The organism is Gordonia sp. 'Campus' (assembly GCF_022206305.1).
In the GTDB taxonomy this organism is placed as follows: Bacteria; Actinomycetota; Actinomycetes; order Mycobacteriales; family Mycobacteriaceae; genus Gordonia.
The window spans coordinates 42,103-56,463 of record NZ_JAKOIW010000014.1 but is presented as its reverse complement, the minus strand read 5'-3'; the positions used below and the strand labels follow the sequence as shown (position 1 = coordinate 56,463).

At 67.9% G+C, this 14,361-nt stretch carries 14 protein-coding genes; 11 read left to right on the top strand and 3 right to left on the bottom strand.

What is annotated here, in order from left to right:
- Positions 1-28: 28 nt before the first annotated feature.
- Positions 29-817 (bottom strand): 2-keto-4-pentenoate hydratase, encoded by a 789-nt coding sequence (locus MAY35_RS15565; RefSeq protein WP_238422208.1) that lies wholly within the window; start codon positions 815-817, stop codon positions 29-31.
- Between the two features lie 218 nt (positions 818-1,035).
- Between MAY35_RS15565 and MAY35_RS15560 the strand changes: the two genes are divergently transcribed.
- From MAY35_RS15560 to MAY35_RS15550, 3 genes are read left to right on the top strand one after another with little or no spacing between them, the layout of a single operon-like run.
- Positions 1,036-1,851, top strand: a complete 816-nt coding sequence (locus MAY35_RS15560) for an enoyl-CoA hydratase-related protein (RefSeq protein ID WP_238422207.1) — start codon at positions 1,036-1,038, stop codon at positions 1,849-1,851.
- On the top strand, positions 1,821-2,984 hold the full coding sequence (locus tag MAY35_RS15555) for an acyl-CoA dehydrogenase family protein (protein ID WP_238422287.1): 1,164 nt from the start codon (positions 1,821-1,823) through the stop codon (positions 2,982-2,984). Before MAY35_RS15560 ends, MAY35_RS15555 begins: the two co-directional genes overlap by 31 nt.
- Complete coding sequence (locus MAY35_RS15550; RefSeq protein WP_238422206.1) at positions 2,981-4,042, top strand: acyl-CoA dehydrogenase family protein; 1,062 nt, start codon at positions 2,981-2,983, stop codon at positions 4,040-4,042. Before MAY35_RS15555 ends, MAY35_RS15550 begins: the two co-directional genes overlap by 4 nt.
- Before the next feature lie 27 nt (positions 4,043-4,069).
- Here the strand turns inward: MAY35_RS15550 and MAY35_RS15545 are convergent, their stop codons facing one another.
- The gene (locus MAY35_RS15545; protein WP_238422205.1) at positions 4,070-4,693 is read right to left on the bottom strand and encodes a TetR/AcrR family transcriptional regulator; all 624 of its coding nucleotides are present in this window, start codon (positions 4,691-4,693) and stop codon (positions 4,070-4,072) included.
- Between the two features lie 194 nt (positions 4,694-4,887).
- Here MAY35_RS15545 and MAY35_RS15540 point away from each other — a divergent pair, with 194 nt between their 5' ends.
- The 6 genes from MAY35_RS15540 (at position 4,888) to MAY35_RS15515 (ending at position 10,877) form a co-directional block, all read left to right on the top strand.
- Entirely contained in the window at positions 4,888-6,237 is a 1,350-nt protein-coding gene (locus tag MAY35_RS15540) for a nucleotide disphospho-sugar-binding domain-containing protein (protein ID WP_238422204.1), read from the top strand.
- Positions 6,234-6,644 (top strand): ester cyclase, encoded by a 411-nt coding sequence (locus MAY35_RS15535; RefSeq protein ID WP_238422203.1) that lies wholly within the window; start codon positions 6,234-6,236, stop codon positions 6,642-6,644. The genes MAY35_RS15540 and MAY35_RS15535 overlap by 4 nt, the downstream gene beginning before the upstream one ends.
- The gene (locus MAY35_RS15530; RefSeq protein ID WP_238422202.1) at positions 6,641-7,612 is read left to right on the top strand and encodes an alpha/beta hydrolase family protein; all 972 of its coding nucleotides are present in this window, start codon (positions 6,641-6,643) and stop codon (positions 7,610-7,612) included. The genes MAY35_RS15535 and MAY35_RS15530 overlap by 4 nt, the downstream gene beginning before the upstream one ends.
- A gap of 104 nt (positions 7,613-7,716) precedes the next feature.
- Positions 7,717-9,450, top strand: a complete 1,734-nt coding sequence (gene kstD / locus MAY35_RS15525; protein ID WP_238422201.1) for a 3-oxosteroid 1-dehydrogenase — start codon at positions 7,717-7,719, stop codon at positions 9,448-9,450.
- Positions 9,451-9,453: 3 nt separating this feature from the next.
- Positions 9,454-10,314, top strand: coding sequence for a MaoC/PaaZ C-terminal domain-containing protein (locus MAY35_RS15520; protein WP_238422200.1), 861 nt, complete (start codon positions 9,454-9,456; stop codon positions 10,312-10,314).
- A gap of 131 nt (positions 10,315-10,445) precedes the next feature.
- Positions 10,446-10,877, top strand: a complete 432-nt coding sequence (locus tag MAY35_RS15515) for a hypothetical protein (protein ID WP_238422199.1) — start codon at positions 10,446-10,448, stop codon at positions 10,875-10,877.
- Positions 10,878-10,956: 79 nt separating this feature from the next.
- Here MAY35_RS15515 and MAY35_RS15510 read toward each other — a convergent pair whose 3' ends face one another.
- Positions 10,957-11,157, bottom strand: a complete 201-nt coding sequence (locus MAY35_RS15510) for a hypothetical protein (protein WP_238422198.1) — start codon at positions 11,155-11,157, stop codon at positions 10,957-10,959.
- Positions 11,158-11,380: 223 nt separating this feature from the next.
- On the opposite strand from MAY35_RS15510, the gene MAY35_RS15505 reads away from it, so the two are divergent.
- A complete protein-coding gene (locus MAY35_RS15505; protein ID WP_238422197.1) occupies positions 11,381-13,039 on the top strand; it encodes an MFS transporter in 1,659 nt (552 codons plus the stop codon).
- A gap of 18 nt (positions 13,040-13,057) precedes the next feature.
- Positions 13,058-14,350 carry an SLC13 family permease gene (locus MAY35_RS15500; RefSeq protein ID WP_238422196.1) on the top strand — a complete coding sequence of 431 codons (1,293 nt, stop codon included), beginning with the start codon at positions 13,058-13,060 and terminating at the stop codon, positions 14,348-14,350.
- Positions 14,351-14,361 lie beyond the last annotated feature (11 nt).

Here is a 14,361-nt window from a genome sequence, read left to right as displayed (position 1 = left end):
TCTGTAGTCAATGGGAAAAGTCGACGTGTCACGTGAAATCGAGTGTGACGCTGCCCAAACCGGCGAAGTCCGCCACGAAGTGATCGCCCGAGGAGATGTCGATGGCCCGCGTCGCGGTGCCCGGCAGGATCACGTCCCCCTTGCGTAGGCGTACGCCGAAGCCCTCGACCTTGCGAGCCAACCAGCTGACCGCGTTCAGTGGATGCCCGAGCACGGCAGACGAATTGCCCTTCGCGACGATCTCACCGTTGCGCGTCAGCGTCGCCTCGATGTCACCAGTGTCGATCTCGGAGATCGGGACGCGTTGCTGGCCGAGGATCCAGCCACACGATGATGCATTGTCCGCGATCGTGTCGCACAGGGTGATCTTCCAGTCCTTGATGCGCGAGTCGATCAACTCGATCGAGGGCACCACCCAGGCCACCGCGTCGATCACATCCTCGTTGGTGCAGCCCTCGCCCGGCAGGTCCTCGCCCAGGATGAAACCGACCTCGACCTCGACACGCGGAAAGCAGAGCTTCTTGGCATCGATCGGGGTGTGCTCGAAGTACTGCATGTCGTCGAGCAGATGGCCGTAATCCGGTTCGTCGACGCCCATCATCTTCTGCATGGCCTCGGATGCCAGGCCGACCTTGTGCCCGGCGACCTTCGCCCCGGCATCGAGCCGCTTGCGGATGTTGATCAGCTGGATCTCGTACGCGTCGACCACATCGAGGTCGGGATGGGCATCCGTGGGCCGGTCGATCGCGGTCGCAGACGCCTCGGCCCGTGCCAGATCTGCAGCGATCTGCTCACGTATCGCCTGGTCAACCGCCATGATTCCTCCGCCTCTCGAAAGTGAACGTGTTCTAGTTTAGAACACGTTGCAGCTGTGGGACACGGGTCGGCCCGATCTTCCTCATCCCATCCGATCACCGAAAGCGTCGACGCGGGCGTCCACTCCCGCTCAGTGGACGGACGTAGGTGTCCCAGGACTCGTCGATGACCGTGCACGATCGGCGATGACGCGGTCGAGGCAGCGGCTACGGTCATCCCATGAGCCCCGACCCCACGCCCCCCGCCTCCCCGGACCCGGACGGCCACGGCGCCGTCCTCACCTCCTTCGACGACGGCGTGGGACGACTGACGCTGAACAATCCACGCCGAAAGAACGCCATCACGCTCGAGATGGCCGCGTCGATCGAGCAGTTCTGCGACCGGGTCGACGCCGACGAGAGCATCGGCGCCGTGGTCGTCGACGCAGCCGGTTCCTATTTCTGCAGTGGTGCGGACACCCGAATACTCGCCGGCGCCTCGGCCGACCCGGCGTCACCGTCGTCGGTCGCGCAGTTGTCGGCGGTCTACCGCGCGTTCGTCCGTGTGGGATCGTTGCCGGTGCCCACCGTCGGTGTGGTCGTCGGCGGCGCCGTGGGAGCGGGCCTCAATCTGGCGCTCGCGGTCGACCTGCTCATCACCACGCCAGATGCCGTCCTGGACAGCGGGTTCCTCGCCCGCGGCATCCATCCCGGAGGCGGACACATCACCCTGCTGAACCGGGCGATGGGGCGCGCGAACACCATCGCGCTGGCGGCGTGTGGCCAGTCCCTGTCCGGTGCGGAGGCCGTGACACGGGGACTCGCATACGCGGCAGCGCCACTCGACGAGATCCCTCCGATCGTCGCGGGCCTCACCGCGCCGGCCGCCCGGGACCCGGAACTGACCCGTCGCGTCATGGCGAGCGTCCGACTCGAACTGGGCCCCCCTGCGGTGACATGGGATTCGGCAATCGAGATCGAGCGCGGCACACAGATGTGGTCGATGGCCCGCAAGGGAGAACAGAACTGGTCGTCCCGCGGACCGGGCCGGTCGTGACCGACGTCGACGACGCACAGCTACTGACACTGCGGACTGAGGTCCGCGCGTTCCTGCGCGCCGAACTCGCATCCGGCACCTTCCGACCCGACGTCGACAGCTGGATGACCGGTTTCGATCCCGACTTCAGTCGCCGCCTCGGCGAGCGCGGCTGGCTCGGCATGACCATGCCGGTCGAGTACGGAGGCCAGGGTCGCACGCCGGTCGAACGATTCGTCGTCACCGAGGAACTCCTCGCCCACGGCGCCCCGGTCGCCGCGCATTGGATCGCGGACCGACAGATGGCACCGGGCATCCTCGCCAACGGCACGGAAGACCAACGGCGCCGCTACATTCCGGGAATCTCGGCAGGCACGACGCACTTCGCGATCGGCATGAGCGAACCCGATGCCGGCTCGGATCTGGCGAGCGTCCGCACCCGGGCCACCGACAACGGCGACACGTGGACGATCAGCGGCACCAAGGTCTGGACGACCGGCGCCCACATCGCCCATGCAATGGTGCTCCTGGCACGCTCCGACGGCACCCCCGACGATCGGCAACAGGGTCTGTCGCAGTTCCTCGTCGACCTTCCGCACCCCGACATCGAGATCCGGCCGCTGCAGAGCATCGACGGTCAATCCCACTTCAACGAGGTGATCTTCCACGACGCGGTCGTCGATTCGTCGGCGCTGCTGGGGGTTCGCGGGCAGGGTTGGCGACAGGTGATGGGCGAGTTGGCCTTCGAGCGTTCGGGCCCCGAACGGTACCTGAGCACGCTTCCGCTCCTGCGCGCATGGACCGACCTGTTGCGGAAGCACGGCGCGACCTCACAGCAGCGAGAGACCATCGGAGCGCTGACCGCTCAGGCCTGGGCGTTGCGCCGGATGTCGCTGCAAGTGGCGCGCGAGCTCCAGACGGGAGCGAAACCCGACGTGCTGGCCGCCATGGTCAAGGACCTGGGTTCGACCTTCGAGGGTGATCTGGTGACCGCTGTCCGGTCGGCCTCGCACACGGTGCCACGTCGCACCGGCGGTTCCGACTTCGATCGTCTGCTCGCCCAAGCCGTGCTGCACACACCGGCTTTCACGCTGCGCGGTGGGACCAACGAGATCTTGCGCGGGATCGTCGCGCGCGGACTGGGGATGCGATGAGCGACCTGGCCACCGAACTCGCCGCCGCGACCACGGCCATGCTGGCCCGCTTCCCGGTCGACCTGCGCACGCCGGGCGCCGAATCCGGCACACAGCTCTGGGCGGCACTCGTGGACGCCGGTTTCACGTCCGTCGACGTCCCGGAAGAGGCCGGGGGCCAGGGCGCGGACCTGACCGACGCCCTCGCGGTCCTCGACGCCCTCGCCGGAGCCGGTGCCCTCACCCCCTATGCCGAACACGCTCTGCTGGCCGCCTGGCTCGCGGGCAGTGTCGGCCATTCCCTCGACGGAGCCACCGCGACCGTCGCCGTCGTCGACGATGCGACACTCGATCGGGACGGTGAGCGAGCTCGTCTCAGCGGTAACGCAGTCGGTGTCGCCCACCTCGCCACGGCCGAGGTCGTCGTTGCGCTCGCGGACACCCCGGAGGGACCGGTGATCGCAGTCTGCAGGTGCGACTCTCCGGACGTCCGCCTCGAGAACGGTACCGACCTGTCGGGAATGTCGTTCGGCGACATCGACTTCGAAGGCGTCGAGGCAGACTTCTCGGCCGCGTCACCGATCACCCTTGACGACCTGCGCACGCGCGGGGCTCTCGTCTACGCCGTCGCGCTTGCCGCTGTGGCACGAACGGTGCGCGAACGCACCATCCAGTACGCGGCCGAGCGGGTGCAGTTCGGTCGCCCACTGGCGAAATTCCAGGCGATCCAACAGACACTGGCACACATGGCCGCCCAGACGACTCTCATGGAGACCGCCGCACGAGCTGCCGTCGAGTCGACAACGGCCGATCCGCTCACCGCGCGGACTGCGGCCGCGGCGGCGAAGGTCGTGGCGTCCCGGCACGCGTCGGAGGTCGCGGCCGCCGCTCATCAGATCCACGGTGCCATCGGATTCACCTCCGAGCACGCACTCGGACGATTCACCACCGCGCTGTGGGGCTGGTCCGATCGTTACGGCGACGACCATGAGTGGGCGGACGTCCTGGCCGAACGAATCCTCGACGGCGGCGTCGATCCGTGGGACGTGATCGTGGGTGTACGGGACGGAAACGCATGAGTCCTGGACGTAATCACGAACGCGGCGTCACCGCATCGCGGCCTCGATACTGACGATCATCCATTTCTTGAGTCGTGCGGGGGTCCATCCCCGTTCGACGGTGAAGTAGCGATACGTGGCCGGGCTGGTGAGATGGCTGAGGATGTCCGCGAACTCGTCGACCTCGGTGTCCGCGATGAGGTTGCGATGGACGAACCAGTGACAACCGGTGTGCACGTCGTCGAGCCGGCGGAGTTCGGACCGCTCGAGTTGCTCCCCGATGGCCGGATCAGAATCCGCGGCGAGCGTTGCGGCGTGCCACAGATCTGCGATCCGGCTGTTCGCGGCGAGTATGTGGTCGAGGTAGCGGTCGATGGCCCGGGCCGTGTCGGCCTCCTCCATGATCGCGATGAACTCGGGCCGCTCGAGTAGCGAGACGAACTTCTCGTCGCCGGTGAACCCCCGCTCGAGCACCGCCATCATCAGCGACGCCTTCGAACCCGCCTGATGGACGGTGCCCACGGCAACGCCCGCACGGTCGGCGATCTGCTGCAGCGTGGTCCGCGAATACCCCTGGGCGACGAACAGCTCTTGGGCGGCATCCAGGATTCTCGAGCGCGTGTGCGCTGCGCTGATCGCACGTTTACGCGGAGTGTACGGGCGTCTGCTCATGCCGGCCTCCACTACGGTTGGTGTCGAATTCCATCGATTCTAGCGCGGCGTCGACAAACGTCCCCGCGGGAGCGATGGGCGGCACTCGTTGGGTATAGCGCCTGATCAGTGACGATACCCCGCAAACACTCGTTCCCCAGCAACCCCGACACATATTCGATAGAGTCTGGCTCTATCGAATATACGGAGGCTGGATGTCGACCTACCTGATGTGCAGTACGCCCCTGGCAGGTCATGTCGGACCGGTCATCGCCGTCGGACGCACGCTGGTCGACCGGGGGCACACGGTGATCGTGGTGACCGGTTCGCGTTTCACCGACCAGGTCGCCGCCGCGGGCATGATCCCTCACCCACTCGACGGTACGGCCGACCTGGACGAGCGCGATCCCGACAGCTTCACTCCCGATCGTGATCGCTACCGCGGGCTGGCCCTGTCCCGATACCAGGTGCAGTGCACGTTCATCGACCCGCTCGCAGACCAGGCCCGCGCGGTGGACTCTGCCCTCCGCGATCACGACGTCGATGCGGTGCTGTGCGACGGCACGTTCGCGGGAATCATCCCGTTGTTGTCCCGCCCCGGGAGTCGGCGGCCACCCGTGCTCGGTCTCGGTACCATGCCGCTCGCGCAGACGAGCCCCCATGTGGCACCGTTCAACAGCGGCCTCAGACCCATGGGCGGCCCGGCCGGGAGGATGCGAAATCGACTCGCGCACCTCATGGTCCGACGCATCCTGTTCGCATCGACACAGCGACGCGCACGACAGTTGGCCCGCGGTGCCGGCGGTTCGCTCGATCACTTCGTCCTGGACCTCTCCCGCGCATTCGACAGATTCGTCCAGCTGGGTCCCGCCGAGTTCGAGTATCCGCGACCCGATCTGCCCGCCGACACCGTGTTCGCCGGGCCAGTGCTCGACCGACGTGCACATCCCCCGGACGACACCCGGACGATGCCGCCATGGTGGTCGGAGTTGCTCGACGACGACCGCCCGATCGTGCATGTCACGCAGGGCACGCTCGACAACCACGACTTCTCCCAACTCGTCGAACCGACGCTGACGGGGTTGGCCGACATGGATGTCCGGGTCGTCGTCAGCACCGGCGGCGCAGACCCCCGGTCGGTGATCCCGACCGGCAACGCGACCATCTCGCAATACCTCGACTACGACGCGCTCCTACCGCGGACCTCGGTCATGATCACCAACGGCGGTTACGGCGGCGTACTGCACGCGCTGAGCCACTCGGTGTCTGTCGTCGTCGCGCCGGGCGGAGAGGACAAGCCCGAAGTCGCCGCTCGTGTACGGCATTTCGGAGTCGGAGTGGATCTCGGTACCCGACGCCCGTCACCCCGGCAGATCTCCGACGCGGTCGCGAGCGTCCTCGCCGACGACGAGTTGGCAGGCAGATGCGCCCGCATGGCGCGCGCGATCGCCGACTACGACCCGGCACGCGTCGTGTCCACCCAACTCGCCGACCTGACCACCGCGAACAGCCACCCACCATCCGAACCACCCGACCGACGACACCCAGGAGGAGCACTGAGATGACCGATGCACGAACGGTGATCGACGCGCACATCGACGCGTTCAACACCCGCACCCCCGACGACGAGCCGTGGTCGTCCGACGCCGAATTGATCGCGCCGGGTGGATCATTCGCCGGGAGGGACCAGGTACTCGGGTTCCTGTCGGTCTTCCAGGGCGCGTTCCCCGACGGCCGGCTCTCCGTTCACTCCTACGTCGTCGACGCCGAACACGCCTCGGTCGAGGGAGTCTTCGCCGGGGTCCACGACGGCGTGTTGCAGAGCCCGCAGGGCGCGGTCGACCCCACCGGGAGGTCCGTGACGTTCCGGTGGAGCGCAACCTACCGCGTGCGAGGTTCGGAACTCGTGTCCGAGCACCTCTACTTCGACCAGCTCGACTTCCTCGGCCAGTTGGGTCTGCTGCCGGGATGAGACCCGGTGGACGCCGACTCCTGTCAGCCTCCCTCATCGCGGCCGCACTGGCACTGTCGACACCGGGTGTCGCATCCGGGGCCCCGGCCGCGACACTGGTGAGAAGTGTTGCGGTCGACGAGCATCGACACGACCTGCTGATCCGTTCCCCCGCCATGGGTCGAGACGTACCGGTCACCGTGCTGCACCCGGCCCACGGAGGCCCTCGTGGCACGCTCTATCTCCTCGACGGCGGCGGCCACAAGGGAACGGTCAGCGACTGGATCAACGAAGCCCACGTCGATCGCTACTTCCGTGACAAAACGGTCAATGTGGTCATGCCGAGCGGTCAGGGCGCCTTCTATACGAACTGGAACCGCGCGGACCCGAGGTTCGGCCGCCCGCAGTGGGAGACCTTCCTGACGCGCGAACTCCCACCACTCGTCGACCGCCTGTTTCACGGCACCGGCAGAAACGCGATCGCCGGGCTGTCCGCCGGCGGCCAAGCGGCCTTCACACTCGCGACCCGTCGCCCCGCGCTCTACACCGGCGTCGGTTCGATCAGCGGTTGCCCTCCCACCACCGGTCCGGTCAACGAGTCGCAGATCCGCGCCGCCGTCATCAGAGACGGTGGCGACCCCACGAACATGTGGGGCCCCTGGAACGGGCCGGGGTGGGCCGACCACGACCCGGCGCGTCGACTGGCCGCCCTGCAGGGCAAACACATCTTCATCGCCGCCGGGACCGGCGCACCAAGCCCCCTCGACCGGCTGACCAGGCTGGATCCGGGACGTTCCCGCTTCGAGAAGATCACCACCGGCGCGGTGCTCGAGAGCCTGGTGAACACGTGCTCGCGGGACTTCGTCGCCCGGATGCGCGCCACCGGACTGCGTCCCGCCACGCACTTCCGCCCCGTCGGCACCCACGCCTGGCCATACTGGGCCCGCGACATCCCCGTTCTGTATTCCGCACTCTCGCCGGGCCTCTGACCGCCACCCGCGCAGGCACGATCACCCACCCCTGGCGCCCCATTTCTGAAACGTGTTCTAATTCAGGTAGAACACGTTCCAGCTGCGCGCACGAAGGGGACCCAATGGCCGGCTCGACCGAACCAGAACAGACCAGTACCCAACCCGAGACCCCTGGACCCGAGACCTTCGACGTGGTCGTCGTCGGGGCCGGTGGTGCGGGCCTGAGCGCGGCGATCACCGCAGCTCAGAAGGGCTTGTCGACCGTCCTGATCGAGAAGTCGCCGTACTGGGGCGGGTCGACGTCGCGGTCGGGTGGCGGGGTCTGGATCCCGAACAACTCGGTGCTGCGCCGTGACGGCGTGACCGACACCCCCGACAAGGCGCGCGAGTACGTGCACGCGATCATCGGCGAACACGCGCCGGCCGACCGCATCGATGCCTACATCGACCGCGGCCCCGAGGCTCTGGACTTCCTGATGGCGCACTCCCCGCTCGATCTCGAGTGGGTGAAGAACTACTCCGACTACTACCCGGAGGCACCCGGCGGCCGGCTCGCCGGACGGTCGATCGAGCCGCGCCCGTTCGACGCGCGCCGGCTCGGGGACGACCTGAAGACCCTGCACCCGCAGTACACCAAGGCGCCGCTGAACATGGTGGTCCTGCAGTCGGACTACCGCTGGCTCAACACCGGCCTGCGTCATTGGCGCGGTCCGCTGCGGATGGCGAAGGTCGGCAGCCGCTTCTTCTGGGCGCGCAGCCGCGGCAAGAAGCTGATCGCCATGGGCGCAGCCCTCGCTGCCGAGCTCCTCCTCGGCGTCCGCGAGGCGGGCGTCCCGGTGCGGTTGAACACCGGCCTGGCCGACCTCATCACCGAAGACGGCCGCGTGGTCGGCGTGATCGCCGAGTCCGACGGCAAGCGGGTCGAGATCCGGGCCCGTCACGGCGTGATCCTCGCCTGCGGCGGATTCGAGCACAACGACGAGATGCGCAAGAAGTATCAGCGCGACCCCATCGGCTCCGAATGGACCACCGGCGCCCCCAGCAACACCGGTGACGGCATCAACGCCGGACTCAAGATCGGCGCCGCGGTGTCGCTCATGGACGACGCCTGGTGGGGTCCGACGATCCCGCTGCCGCGCGGTCCGTGGTTCGCGCTGTCGGAGCGAGCGGTACCGGGCACCTTCATGGTGAACACGCGCGGACAGCGCTACATGAACGAGTCCCTGCCGTATGTCGAAGCGGTGCACCAGATGTACGGCGGGGAGTTCGGCCAGGGCGAGGGGCCCGGCGAGAACGTGCCGTCGTGGCTCATCTTCGATCAGCGTTGCCGCAACCGCTACCTCTTCGCGGGCATCAACGCGCGACAGCCGTTGCCCAAGAAGTGGTTCGAGTCGGGCGTCGTCGTGAAGGCCGACAGCATCGCGGAACTCGCCGAGAAGATCGGCGTCCCGGCCGACACGCTCACCGCGACCACCGAGCGGTTCAACGGTTTCGCCCGCAAGGGTGTCGACGAGGACTTCGGCCGTGGCACAAGCGGTTACGATCACTACTACGGCGACATCACCAACAAGCCCAACCCGAGCCTCGGCGAGGTCAGCAAGGGCCCGTTCTACGCGGTCAAGATGGTCCCCGGCGACCTCGGCACCAAGGGCGGTATCAACGCCGACGCATCCGGTCGCGCCCTGCGGGCGGACGGTTCGGTCATCGAAGGTCTGTACGCTGCGGGCAACACCAGCGCGCCGGTCATGGGGCACACCTACGCCGGCCCGGGAGCGACCATCGGACCCGCGATGGTGTTCGGTTATCTCGCCGCCTCCGACATCGCCGCCAAGGCGACCGCGACCACAGGAGTCTGACCCATGCCGATCGATCCCTCCGTCGCCCTCGGTGCCGAACTGCCCGAGGTGAGTTTCGAATGGTCGGCGTCGGACGCCGCCCTCTACAACCTCGCGGTGGGTGCCGCATCGGATCCGATGGACACCACCGGGCTCGAGTACGTCCATGACGCGACGCCGAAAGTGTTGCCCACCTTCGCCACCGTGGCCGCCGGCTTCCACACGACCGAGCCGCCGAAGGTCTCGTTCCCGGGCGTCGACATCGACCTCGCGAAGGTCGTCCACGGCAGCCAGCAGGTGACCGCGTACCGGCCGATCCCGGCCAGTGGAAAGGCGACCACCCGCACCCGCATCGCCGAGATCCAGGACAAGGGTTCGGCTGCCGTCATCGTGCAGGAGTCGGTGACCGCCGACGACGAGGGTCAGACGCTGTGGACCTCTCGCTCGTCCATCTTCGCCAAGGGCGAGGGTGGTTTCGGGGGCGAGCGCGGGTCGTCGGCCAAGGTCGACTATCCCGACCGCGACCCCGATCATCGTCTGACGGTGACGACCCTCCCGCAGCAGGCGCTGCTCTACCGACTGTGCGGTGACCGCAACCCGCTGCACTCCGATCCCGAGTTCGCCTCGCGCGCCGGCTTTCCCCGGCCGATCCTGCACGGTCTGTGCACTTACGGCACGGTCTGTCGAGCGATCGTCGACGACGTCCTCGGCGGCGACGTGACCGCGGTCGCCGACTACTCGGCATCGTTCGCGGGCGTGGTGTTCCCGGGCGAGACCCTCGCGGTCGAGGTCTGGGAGGACGGCTCCCGACTGCTGGCCACCGCGACCGTCGTCGACCGAGACGGCGCCAAGGCCCTCGGCAATGTGGTCCTCGCCCGCCGCTGACCGTCCGGCCGGCGAAGCCCCCGAACAACAGGGCGCAGCCCGGAGACGTCTCGACGCGGGGACAGTACGCTACACACGCGGACCGGGAGGCGGTCCGCGTGTTCTACGTCGCACACATCGAGGAGACGCCCATGAGCGATTCGCTTACGCCCCTACTTGCCGACAACCGCAGCGCCCTGGTGACCGACCTCGTCGGTGTCATCGACGCGGAGGTGGCCGACCAGTCGGGTCTGAGCGGCGCCGCTGTGAAGACCGCCTACTCCGCGGTGCAGAAGGTCAAGCCGGGTGTCGTGCAGAGTGCCACGGACAAGATGGCCGAGGATTTCCTGCGGGCGCTCGCGCCGTTCTGGGATTCGAAGCCCGCCGGTGTCGCCTTCGGCGACCATCTCTCAGCGAATGGCGATGCCGCGGCCGAGGCCCTGCTCTCGGTCACCGACGAGCAGGCGGAGACGGCCAAGCCCGGATTGGCGAAGGCCTACAACTCGTTACGCGGCAAGGGGAAGAAGTACGTGATCGCGGCACTGCCGCGTCTGGGTGCCGCCATCGAGCGGCACGCGTCCTAGCAGTCGGCGCGCGCGTCGTCGGCGGTCACACCGCCCCTCCGACGGAGTCGGCTCTGACTGCCCCTCCGACGGAGTCGGCTCAGACTGCTGACGACGCGATGGCCACCAGGGCCACGACGACGCCGATGAGGGCGGCGAGCATCGACAGCACCCGCCACACGTGTACGCGGGCGGGCGAGATGTCCGCTACGGCGGGAGCCGCGGCTGAGGTCGATCCGGCCGGGGTCGGCGGGGTCAGGGGCTGCGCGGCTGGAGTAGAGGCGATTCGGGGTGAGGCCATGACCTGTCACCACTTTCGGTCGTCCGGGGCGAATATGGACCGGCGCGGTCTCGCGTTCGCCCGGTTTAGATACTGCAGTGATAAATGTGTCACAAGTTACCCACGTTGCGTTGCCGCCCACCTAGCGTGTCGCGATAACGAAACAGCAACGCAGACGATCCAGACCTGGTCGTCGTCCTGACCGAGCGAGTCCCTCCGCAGACCCGGAAAGTGCAGGACGCCTGTGAAACTGCCGAACGCCATCCGCCTCGACGCCAGGTCCGCCTGGCTCGTCCTCATCGCCTGCCTGTCGGTCAGCATGGTGGTGGCCGCAATGGCCGCACTCAACACCGCGCTGCCCGACATCGCCATCGACACGGGCGCCGACGCCGGCCAGATGACCTGGATCGTCGACGGTTACACACTCGCTCTGGCAGCCCTGTTGCTGCCGGCCGGTGCCATCGGGGACCGGCTCGGCCGTCGTGAAGTCCTCATCGTGGGACTGTTGCTCTTCGGCCTGGCGTCTCTCGCCGCGATCTGGGTCGACGGCCCGACTCAACTGATCCTTGCACGATGCTTCGCCGGTGCCGCGGCCGCGCTCATCATGCCGACGACACTGTCGCTCATCACTTCCGGTATGCCGGAGGGTAAACGAGCCGTCGGTATCAGCATCTGGTCGGCCATCGCCGGAGGCGGGGCGATCGCGGGATTCCTCGTGACCGGTGTGCTCCTCGAGTTCTTCTCCTGGCACTCGATCTTCATCACCTTCGCCGCGTCCTCCGGAGTCGCGGCGGCGCTGTGCCTGACCATCGGAACGTCCAAGGACACCGACCCGGGTCGCTTCGACATCTTGGGCACCGTGTGTTCGGTCCTCGCCATCACGGGCATCGTCCTCGGGCTGCTCGAAGCGCCCCACCGGGGGTGGGCCGACATCGTCGTACTCGGCTGCATCATCGGCGGAGTGCTCCTGGCTGCCGCCTTCGTCGTCGTGGAACTCCGCTCGGCCTCACCGCTCTTCGACGTCCGGTTGCTGGCAAACCGGGCGTTCGGTTCCGGGGCACTGTCGGTCGCCGTCCAGTTCCTCGCCTCGTTCGGCATGTTCTTCCTGCTGCTGCAGCTGCTGCAACTCGTGTTCGGGTACACGCCGCTGCAGTCTGCACTGGCGCTGATGCCATTTGTCGTGGGCGTCGGGATCACGACCCTGATCGCCAATTGGTTGGCGGTACGACTCCACTCGCTGAAGTTCGTGATCGCGGGCGGCGCACTTCTCTCGGGAATCGGTCTGCTGCTCCTGGGCTTGTTCAGATACGAGTCGTACTGGGCACTCGCGGGCGTGGTCGCGGTCATCGCCGTCGGCATCGGCCTGGCCTCCGCGCCGGCGACCACAGCGATCATGTCCAACACCCCGCTCGACAACCAGGGTGTCGGCTCGGCGGTCAACGACACCGCCCGCGAGATCGGGGCGGCGATCGGTATCGCGATCGCCGGGAGCATCGTCGCCGCGGGGTACCAGTCGCGGATCGGCGAGACCGCACAGTTGGCGCGTGACCAACTGACCGCGGCCGGTCAGCAGCGTGTTGCCGCGGGCGACATCACGGGCGGTGAGGCCATGATCGCCGAGGCCGACCAGGCCGGGACCCTCATCGAACGCTCGCTGGCAGAGGCGAGTGTGGTGGTCGACAGGTTGTCGGGGCAGGCCGCGTCCCTCGCCGAGAAGATCGCCGACGGCAGTCAAGAGGCGTTCTACGTACCGTTCGAGTACGCGTGCCTGGTCCTCGGCGGGATCATGCTCGCCAGCTCGGTGGCCCTGCTGTGGTTGACACCGCGACGCGTGGTCGAGGTGAGCACCGCCGACGGCGAGGTGCGTGACCCCGACCGCGACGAGACGTACGCCCGCGACTGACTCACGTAGCCTGTCCCGGTGGTACTCACCGCGGACAGCGTCGCCGGCATCCTCGTCGCTATCGTCGCCCTGCTCGTGGTGATCATCACCACGGTTGTCGCGCAGCGGCTTCCGGCGGTCGTGGTGGCCGGGCCGATCGCGGTGTTGCTGATCGTGCTCGGTCTCGTCTCCGTCGACGACGCCGCCGGCGAGGTCGCGACGATGGCGCCCACCATCGGGTTCCTGGCCGCCATGCTGGTGATCGCGGATGCGTGTGCGCGCGCCGGTGTCTTCACCTGGGTCGGGTCGCTTCTGGCCCGATGGAGCCGGGCCTCGCCACATCGATTGCTGCGCATCGTCTTTCTCGCAGCCGCGGCGACCACCGCGGTCCTCAGCCTCGACACCACGATCGTCCTGCTGACACCGGTCGCCGTCGCCACCGCACGGCGGATCGGCGCGCCGGTGACCCCGGTCGCGTTCGCGAACGCCCACCTGGCCAACACCGCGTCGACGCTCATGCCGGTGTCGAACCTGACGAACCTGCTGGCGTTCTCCGCGACCGGGCTGAGCTTCCTCGGGTTCACCGGCGCGATGCTGGCTCCGTGGGTGGCCGCGATCGTCGTCGAATACCTGGTCTTCCGGCTCTACTTCGCCGGATCGCTTTCGCATACGACGCCGTCGGCGGGGGCGGCGGCGACGCCGCCGGCAACCACCGACGATCCCGACCGTCCCACGGTCATGCTGGTGATGCTGGGGTTGCTGCTCGTCGCCTTCGTCGTGACCGAGCCGCTGGGCATCCCGTTGTCCGCGGTCGCGGCGGTCGCGGCCGTCGCGTTCGTCCTGCCACGCATGGTCGAGGCGCCACTGGCCACGCTGCGCGAGACGGTCACGGCGACGAACCTTCCGTTCCTCGGCTTCGTCGCCACGCTCGGCGTCGTCATCCTGCCGGTTCGGCAGGGTCCGGTCGGCGACCTCATCGGGACCCTGGTGCCAGACGGGGCGACTCTGCTCGGCCTGCTGCTGGTGGCCGGACTGGCTGCTGTCCTGGCGAATCTGGTGAACAATCTGCCGGCGACGCTGCTGCTGATCCCGCTCGTCGCGCATGAACCCGGTCTGGTGCTCGCCATGCTGCTCGGCGTCAACATCGGCCCCAACCTCGCCTACTTCGGATCGCTCGCCAACCTGCTGTGGCGGGACATCATGCACCGCGAGACCGGAGTCGGCCGCGGCGCCCCGACCTCCCGCGAGTATCTACGCCTCGGCGCACTCACCGTGCCGGCGGCACTCGTCGTCGCGGTGGTCGCACTCTGGGGCGTGCTGCGGCTGACGTAGCGGGACCCGTT